This is a genomic window from Corallococcus praedator (genome assembly GCF_003612125.1).
Taxonomy (GTDB): domain Bacteria; phylum Myxococcota; class Myxococcia; order Myxococcales; family Myxococcaceae; genus Corallococcus; species Corallococcus praedator.
Map to the genome: position 1 here is coordinate 1 of NZ_RAWI01000415.1, position 7,873 is coordinate 7,873.

Annotated in this window: 6 protein-coding genes; all 6 read left to right on the forward strand. The window is 70.3% G+C overall.

Annotated elements, in window-relative coordinates:
* Nucleotides 1–400: 400 nt before the first annotated feature.
* Complete coding sequence (mxcK, locus tag D7Y13_RS34660; protein WP_120533882.1) at nucleotides 401–1,636, forward strand: myxochelin export MFS transporter MxcK; 1,236 nt, start codon at nucleotides 401–403, stop codon at nucleotides 1,634–1,636.
* Nucleotides 1,637–1,673: 37 nt separating this feature from the next.
* The gene (gene mxcL / locus D7Y13_RS34665; protein ID WP_120533881.1) at nucleotides 1,674–2,957 is read left to right on the forward strand and encodes a myxochelin B biosynthesis transaminase MxcL; all 1,284 of its coding nucleotides are present in this window, start codon (nucleotides 1,674–1,676) and stop codon (nucleotides 2,955–2,957) included.
* 159 nt (nucleotides 2,958–3,116) lie between these two features.
* Nucleotides 3,117–3,893, forward strand: a complete 777-nt coding sequence (locus D7Y13_RS34670; RefSeq protein ID WP_279637157.1) for a 2,3-dihydro-2,3-dihydroxybenzoate dehydrogenase — start codon at nucleotides 3,117–3,119, stop codon at nucleotides 3,891–3,893.
* A gap of 165 nt (nucleotides 3,894–4,058) precedes the next feature.
* On the forward strand, nucleotides 4,059–5,288 hold the full coding sequence (dhbC, locus tag D7Y13_RS34675) for an isochorismate synthase DhbC (protein WP_199732675.1): 1,230 nt from the start codon (nucleotides 4,059–4,061) through the stop codon (nucleotides 5,286–5,288).
* Complete coding sequence (locus D7Y13_RS34680; RefSeq protein WP_120582503.1) at nucleotides 5,285–6,919, forward strand: (2,3-dihydroxybenzoyl)adenylate synthase; 1,635 nt, start codon at nucleotides 5,285–5,287, stop codon at nucleotides 6,917–6,919. The genes dhbC and D7Y13_RS34680 overlap by 4 nt, the downstream gene beginning before the upstream one ends.
* Nucleotides 6,920–6,942: 23 nt before the next feature.
* Entirely contained in the window at nucleotides 6,943–7,854 is a 912-nt protein-coding gene (locus D7Y13_RS34685) for an isochorismatase family protein (RefSeq protein ID WP_120533890.1), read from the forward strand.
* Nucleotides 7,855–7,873: the final 19 nt, after the last annotated feature.

Consider the following 7,873-nt stretch of genomic DNA (forward strand, 5'->3'; position numbering starts at 1 on the left):
AGACAGCACCACCACCGTCTCCCCCTCCAGCAGCGCCTGCCCGGGCGCGAGCGCCACGAACCCCTCCAGCATCTCCCGGACCACTTCGCGCGGCGCATTGACGAGCTTCTTCACCTTCGTGACCTCGGCGGAAAAAGGGCGGAGCAGACGGCTCCAGACCCCACCCTTCCGCCCGTCCAACGGCCCGTCAAGCGAGCCGGACGCTGCAAGCCCTCCGCCAGACGATTGCGTCACGAAACCCGTTTTCCATTGACTCCGGCCCGTTTCTGATGATGATTCTCATTATCATTCGCTGAGTCGCAACAAACACGCGGGGCCCGGGCAGGGTGCGCCGGGTCCTGGCGGAGCCCTGTCTGGCATTGCCGGATGTTGGCAGGGCCGACGTGTGTCTGGATTCCAGGTGATTGTCTTGAGTGCTCCATCCCCCGTCGCGCGCGAGCGCACGCTGCTGTGGCTCCTGGCGGCGGTGCAGTTCACGCACGTCGTCGACTTCATGATGCTGATGCCGCTGGGGCCCCTGCTGATGCAGCGGCTGGACATGTCGGCGACGCGGTTCGGTGCGCTGGTGTCCGCGTACACGCTCGCGTCCGCGGCCATGGGCGTGCTGGGCGTGTTCTGGTTGGATCGACTGGAGCGCAAGCGCACGCTGCTGATGCTCTACGCGGGCTTCATCACCGCCACGCTCCTGTGCGGCGCGGCCACCGGGGCCGTGGGACTGCTCGTGGCGCGCACCGTGGCCGGGGCGTGCGCGGGATTGATGGGCGCGGTGGTCATCGCCATCGTCAGCGACGTGGTGCCCGCGGAGCGCCGGGGGCAGGCCATTGGCACCGTGATGACCGCGTATGCGCTGTCCGCGGTGGCCGGTGTGCCGCTGGGCCTGGGGCTCGCGAACCTCTGGGGCTGGCGCTCGCCCTTCATCGTCCTCGCGGCCGTGGCCGGCCTCGTGTGGCTGCTGCTGCTGCGCTTTCTTCCCCGCGTGGACGGACACCTCTCACGCGAGTCCGGCGCCGCCGAGGCCTCGTCGCCCGCCTCCGTCTTCACGCCCCGGCTGGCGCTGGGCTGGGTGCTGACGTTCACGGTGGTGTTCGCCAGCTTCCTGCTCATCCCCTACCTGGGCGCCTTCATGGTGGGCAACCTGGGCCTGTCGCTGTCGGAGCTGCCATGGGTGTACCTGGCCGGCGGCGCGGCCACGCTCCTGAGTTCGCGGTGGATTGGCGGGCTCGCGGATCGCCTGGGCCCCGCGCGGGTGCTGGCCGGCCTGCTGGTGTTCACGATGGTGCCGCACCTGCTCTTCACGCACCTGCCGCCCTCCCCGCTGCCCGTCGTGGCGCTGGTGTTCGGGGTCTTCATGACGCTCACCTCCGGCCGGGCCATCCCCACCATGGCGCTCGTCGCATCGCGGGTGCCGCCGTCCCTGCGCGGGCGCTACCTCGCGGTCAACATGGCCGCCAGCGACGGCGCCTCCGGACTGGCCGCGTGGATGGGCGGACTGCTCCTGTCCACCGCGTCCGACGGCGCGCTCATCGGCTTCGGCCCGCTGGGCTTCTTCGCCGTGGGCATCTCCGCGCTCGCGCTGGGCCTGCTGTGGGTCTTCGCCGGACGCGCCGTGCCCGTGAACGCCACCCCCGCTTCCTGACAATCCCTCTCCACCCCCTGAACACAAGGACCCTTCCATGTCCCAGGCCACTCCCCGCCACCCGTCCCTGCCGCGCCCCATCGTGGGCGAGATCAAGCTGGAGCGCTCCAACCAGCTCCTCGCGGAGGCGCGCAAGCTGGTCCCCGGCGTTACCCAGACGATGATGAAGAAGCCGGACCACTTCGCCCCCGGCGCCTTCCCCGTGTTCCTCGCCAAGGGCCAGGGCGCGCTGGTGGAGGACGCGGACGGCCAGGAGTACATCGACTACATCCAGGCCCTGGGCGCCAACATGCTGGGCCACAACCACCCGGCCGTCGCGGAGACCATCCGCAAGCACCTGGCCGAGGGCATCATCCACTCGCTGCCCACGCCGGTGGAGGTCTCCTCCGTGCGCGCGCTGGTGGACGTCATCCCGGGCGCGGAGATGGCCCGCTTCTTCAAGACGGGCGCGGACGCCACCTCCGCCGCCGTGCGCCTTTCGCGCCACATCACCGGCCGCGAGTCCATCGTCACCGTGGGCTACAACGGCTGGCACGATCACTTCATGTACGACACGCCGGGCATCCCCGCCGCCGTCGCGAAGCTCACCACCCGCCTGCCGCTCTTCTCGCCCCCGGACGAGCCCGCGCTGCTCGCGCACATCGAAGCGCACGGCGCGCAGCTGGCCTGTGTCCTCTTGGCCATCCCCTACAACCGCACCGTCACCCGCGAGTTCCTCCAGGCCGTGAAGGACACCTGCGCGAAGCACGGCGTGCTCTTCGTCCTGGATGAGGTCGTCACCGGCTTCCGCCTGGCCCTGGGCGGCGCGCAGCAGTTCTTCGGCATCCAGGCGGACTTCGTCACGCTGTCCAAGGGCATCGCCGCGGGCATGCCCCTGTCCGCCATCGCCGGCCCGGAGAAGTACCTCTCCAAGCTGAGCGACCTGCAGGTGTCCACCACCTTCGGCGGTGAGATGCTGTCGCTGGCCGTGTGCGAGGCCGTGCTCAAGGAATACAAGAGCACGAACTACATCGAACACATCGCCAGCATGGGCCGCCGCCTGCGCGACGGCGTCAACGCCCACGCGAAGGCCACGGGCTCCTCGCTGGAGGTCATCGGCTACGACGCCGTGCCCTTCTTCCGCTTCAGCAAGGAGATCCCCCACCACATCATGCAGATGATCCCCTTCCAGGCTGGCATGGCCCGCCGGGGCGTCATCCTGCGCCGCGACCTGAACTTCATCAGCGCCGTGCACACGGAGCAGCAGATCGACCACACCATCGCCGCCGCCGGCGAGGTGCTGCGTGAGCTCACCGCCGGCTCCGCCGCCAGCGCCGCCTGAAACAGTCGCGAAACAATCCGCACGCCCCCACCGCGGCGTTTCACGCGGTGGGTCAATTTCAGGCTTGAGCCTTCTTGACAGGAATTCACGACCATGGCACTTCCGGATTCTGATTATGAGAACCGTTCTCATTCTCCAGTGGACGGACCGGGCGGGCGGATGATGGGTGCGACGACAGGACTCGCGGTGGTCACGGGCGCGGCCCAGGGCATTGGCGCTGCCGTCGCACGCAAGCTCGCGCGCACCATGCCCGTGGCCGTGTTCGACCAGAACTCCGCCGGGCTGGAGCTGCTGGTGGCGGAGTTGCGCCAGCAGGGCCTGAAGGCCACCGCGTTCAAGGTGGACGTGCGGGACAAGGACGGCGTCGAGGACGCGGTCGCCGTCATCGAAGCGAAGCTGGGCCCCATCCAGGTGCTGGCCAACGTGGCGGGCATCCTGCGCATGGGCGCGGCGTTGGAGTTGAGCGACGCGGACTGGATGAGCACCTTCGCGGTCAACACCCACGGCGTGTTCCATGTCTCGCGCGCGGTGGCCAGACACATGGTGCCCCGGCGCTCCGGCGCCATCGTCACGGTGGGCTCCAACGCGGCGGGCGTGCCGCGCATGCAGATGGCGGCCTACGCGGCGTCCAAGGCCGCCTCCACTATGTTCACCAAGTGTCTGGGGTTGGAGCTGGCCGAGCACGGCATCCGCTGCAACGTCGTGTCCCCCGGCTCCACCGACACCGCCATGCAGCGGGCGCTCTGGTCGGATGACCGCGGGCCGGAGGCCGTCATCGCCGGCTCGCTGCAGTCCTTCCGCACCGGCATCCCCCTGCGCCGCATCGCCACGCCCGACGACATCGCCGACTCCGTGGTGTTCCTGGCGTCCGACCAGGCCCGCCACATCACGATGCACGATTTGTGTATCGACGGCGGCGCCACGCTGGGCGTCTGAAACACGCCCGCGACGCCTTTCGCCTCCTGAAGCCCCCCCTTCCTCTCCAGGGTGGACCTCCGTGTCCCCTCGCATCCCTCCGAGTTGAGAATGATTCCTGATACCAAAATCGTTACGGGGTCGAAGGACCCGCGCGGTGTGTCCCTGCCCGTGGACGGCATGGGGATGGCTCCGGTCCTGAAGGCGGAGTCGGAGCAGGAGTCGCTGGCGACGCGGCTGCTGCGCGACTACGACGCCGGCTCGTCGTTCTTCTTCGCGTCCCCCAAGCGCACGATGCTGGCGCGCGGCGTGTTCGCCACGGTGCCGCACGCGGGCGGGACGAACTCACTGGAGGGCCTGCCCGCGCGGGTGGCGGCGGTGCTGGATGCCTCGCGCGAAGCGGCGCACGACATCCCGGTGGCGGTGGGCGCGGTGCCCTTCGACGGCCGGGTGGAAGCGCAGCTCGTGGTGCCCATGACGTTGCAGCGCGCGGGCCCGCTGGTGTTCGACGCGGCCTCCCCCGCGCAGCTTCCCCTGGCGTCGCGCTACACGATGCGCCCCGTGCCGGAGCCGGCCGCGTACCTGGACGGCGTGGCGGCGGCGCTGAAGCTCATGCAGGAGGGGCCGCTGCGCAAGGTGGTGCTGTCGCGCTCGCTGCACCTGGACACGGCGACGCCCATCGACCTGCGCCAGCTCCTGCACAACCTGGCCCGGCGCAACCCGCATGGCTACACGTTCGCGGTGGACCTGCCGCCGCACGAGGATGCGGCACCCGGCGCGGGCCGGCGGACGCTCATCGGCGCGAGCCCGGAGCTGCTGGTGTCGCGCTCCGGGTTGCAGGTCATCGCCAATCCGCTCGCGGGCTCCGCGGCGCGCAGCCCGGACCCGGTGGAGGACCAGGCGCGGGCGGCGCGGCTGATGACGTCCCCCAAGGATTTGCACGAGCACGCGGTCGTCATCGACGCGGTGGCCGAAGCGCTGCGCCCCTATTGCAAGTCGTTGGATGTGCCCAAGGGTCCGTCGCTCGTGAGCACGCAGACGATGTGGCACCTGTCCAGCCGCATCCAGGGTGAGCTGAAGGATCCGTCCATCACGTCGCTGACGCTGGCGCTGGCCATGCACCCCACGCCCGCGGTGTGCGGTCACCCGACGGAGCTGGCGCACGAGGCCATCGGCCACATCGAACCGTTCCAGCGCGGCTACTACACCGGCACGGTGGGCTGGTGCGACGCGAACGGCGACGGTCAGTGGGCCGTCACCATCCGCTGCGCGGAGGCGGACGCGAACTCGCTGCGGCTGTTCGCGGGCGCGGGCGTCGTCGTGGGCTCCACGCCGGAGGCGGAGCTGGCGGAGACCGAGGCGAAGTTCCGCACCATGCTCCAGGCCATGGGCCTGGGCGCCGGGGTGCAGCCGTGAGCGTGGTCCGCGAACACCTGGCGGGCTGCCCCACCTGGCCGGAGGACTTCGCCCAGCGCTACCGCGAGGCGGGGTACTGGCGCGGGGAGACCTTCGGACAGCTGCTGCGCGACCGGGCCCGGGACTTCGGGACGCACGTGGCGCTGGTGGCGGGCACGCACCGCTGGACGTACGCGGAGCTGGACGCGCGCGTGGACCGGATGGCCGCGGGCTTCCAGGCCCTGGGCATCCGCGCCCGCGACCGCGTGGTGGTGCAGCTTCCCAACGTCGCGGAGTTCTACGAGGTCATCTTCGCGCTCTTCCGCATGGGCGCGCTGCCGGTGTTCGCCCTGCCCGCGCACCGCGCGTCGGAGATCGGCTACTTCTGCGCCTTCACCGAGGCCGTGGCGTACGTCATCCCGGACCGCTTCGGCGCCTTTGACTACCGCACGCTCGCGGAGCAGGTGCGCGCCGCCACGCCCACGCTGAAGCACGTGCTGGTGCTGGGTGACGCGGGGCCGTTCACGGCACTGTCCTCCGTGCCCACCGATCCCGTGACGTTGGAGGGCCCCGCTCCTTCGGACGTGGCGTTCTTCCAGTTGTCGGGCGGCAGCACGGGCGTGCCCAAGCTGATTCCGCGCACGCACGACGACTACATCTACAGCCTGCGGGCCAGCGTGGACGTGTGCCGGTTCGACCGCGACACGGTGTACCTGTGCGCGCTGCCGGCGGCGCACAACTTCCCCATGAGCTCCCCCGGCGTGCTGGGGACCTTCTACGCCGGCGGCACGGCGGTGATGGCGCTGTACCCCAGCCCCGACGCGGCCTTCCCGCTCATCGAGCGTGAGCGCGTCACCGTCACGGCCCTGGTGCCCCCGCTGACGATGGTGTGGCTGGACTCGCCGCTGGCGAAGAAGCACGACCTGTCCAGCCTGAAGGTGCTCCAGGTGGGCGGGGCCCGGCTGAGCGACGAGGCCGCCGCGCGCGTGCGCCCCACGCTGGGCTGCGCGCTCCAGCAGGTCTTCGGCATGGCCGAGGGCCTGGTCAACTACACCCGCCTGGACGACCCCGAGCAGCTCATCGTCACCACGCAGGGCCGCCCCATGTCGAACGCGGACGAGCTGCGCGTGGTGGACGACGACGACGTGCCGGTGGCGCCCGGACAGACGGGGCACCTGCTCACGCGCGGGCCGTACACCATCCGCGGCTATTACAACGCGGAGGCGCACAACGCGCGGTCCTTCACCACGGACGGCTTCTACCGCACCGGCGACCTGGTGCGCCTGACGCCCGAGGGCTGCCTCGTGGTGGAGGGGCGCGCGAAGGATCAGATCAACCGGGGCGGCGACAAGGTCGCGGCCGAGGAGGTGGAGAACCACCTGCTCGCGCACCCCTCCGTGAGCGACGCGGCGGTGGTGGCCATCCCCGACAAGTTCCTGGGCGAGCGCACCTGCGCCGTCGTCATCCCGCGCGGTGAGGCGCCGGCCGCCTCCGTGCTCAACGCGTTCCTGCGCCAGCGGGGACTCGCCGCCTTCAAGATTCCGGACCGCATCGAGTTCGTCGCGGCCTTCCCCCAGACGGGGGTGGGCAAGGTCAGCAAGAAGGCGCTGCGCGACAGCCTCCGCCAGTCCCTCAACCCCTCTTCTGTTTGAACCTGCTGAACCTGGAGCCCTCCATGGCCCTGCCTGCCATTGCCCCCTATTCCATGCCCGGCGCGGCGGATCTGCCCCGGAACAAGATCGCCTGGACGCCGGAGCCCAAGCGCGCCGTCCTGCTCATCCACGACATGCAGCGCTACTTCGTGGACGCCTTCACACAAGGCCAGTCCCCGGTGACGGAGCTGGTCGCCAACATCCAGCGCCTGCGCGCGCACTGCACGGCGCTGGGCATCCCCGTCGTGTACTCCGCCCAGCCTCCGGACCAGACGCCCGAACAGCGCGGCCTCCAGCTGGACTTCTGGGGCAAGGGCCTGCGGGGCGGCCCGGAGCAGAAGCAGAAGATCATCGACGCGCTGGCCCCGGCGGAGGGCGACATCCTCCTGACCAAGTGGCGCTACAGCGCGTTCCGCAACACCCGGCTGATGGAGGTCATGCGCGATCAGGGCCGTGATCAGCTCATCATCTGCGGCATCTACGCGCACATCGGATGCCTCCAGACGGCCAGCGACGGCTCCATGAGCGAGGTGCGTCCCTTCCTCGTCGCGGACGCGGTGGCGGACTTCTCGCGGGAGAAGCACCAGCTGGCGCTCGACTACGCCTCGCAGCTGGTCGCGTTCGTCACCTCCACGCAGCAGCTCATGGACGCCATGCCGTTGACAGCGCCCGCTCCGGCGGTGGACCGGGAGCAGCTGCGCTCGGACGTGGCGGAGCTCTTGATGGAGCCCGTGACGGCGATTGGCGAGGACGAGAACCTGCTGGAGCGCGGCATGGACTCCATCCGCCTGATGAGCCTGGTGGAGCGCTGGCGGCAGCACGGCACGGAAGTGTCCTTCGTGGAGCTGGCCGAGAAGCCGACGCTCTCCGACTGGTACGCGCTGTTCGCCTCGAAGCAGCCGGGCCCCGTGGCGCCCGGCGCGCGCCCCTCGTAACCCGCGGTCCCCCTTCCCC